At 53.1% G+C, this 661-nt stretch carries 1 rRNA gene; it reads left to right on the top strand.

Annotated elements, in window-relative coordinates:
- Positions 1 to 661 (top strand): 23S ribosomal RNA (locus tag AC2FAJ_RS23500); the annotation flags it as partial.

The following is a 661-nucleotide window of genomic DNA, read 5'->3' as shown; positions in this document are numbered from 1 at the left end:
GGTGTGACTGCGTACCTTTTGTATAATGGGTCAGCGACTTATATTCTGTAGCAAGGTTAACCGTATAGGGGAGCCGCAGGGAAACCGAGTCTTAACTGGGCGTTAAGTTGCAGGGTATAGACCCGAAACCCGGTGATCTAGCCATGGGCAGGTTGAAGGTTGGGTAACACTAACTGGAGGACCGAACCGACTAATGTTGAAAAATTAGCGGATGACCTGTGGCTGGGGGTGAAAGGCCAATCAAACCGGGAGATAGCTGGTTCTCCCCGAAAGCTATTTAGGTAGCGCCTCGTGAACTCATCTTCGGGGGTAGAGCACTGTTTCGGCTAGGGGGCCATCCCGGCTTACCAACCCGATGCAAACTACGAATACCGAAGAATGTTATCACGGGAGACACACGGCGGGTGCTAACGTCCGTCGTGAAGAGGGAAACAACCCAGACCGCCAGCTAAGGTCCCAAAGTCATGGTTAAGTGGGAAACGATGTGGGAAGGCACAGACAGCCAGGATGTTGGCTTAGAAGCAGCCATCATTTAAAGAAAGCGTAATAGCTCACTGGTCGAGTCGGCCTGCGCGGAAGATGTAACGGGGCTAAACCATGCACCGAAGCTGCGGCAGCGACGCTTATGCGTTGTTGGGTAGGGGAGCGTTCTGTAAGCCGT

The sequence above is a fragment of the Enterobacter cloacae complex sp. 385G4 genome (genome assembly GCF_057320665.1).
The sequence above is the reverse complement of the archived record's forward strand: the minus strand, read 5'-3'. Positions and strand labels throughout refer to the sequence as shown.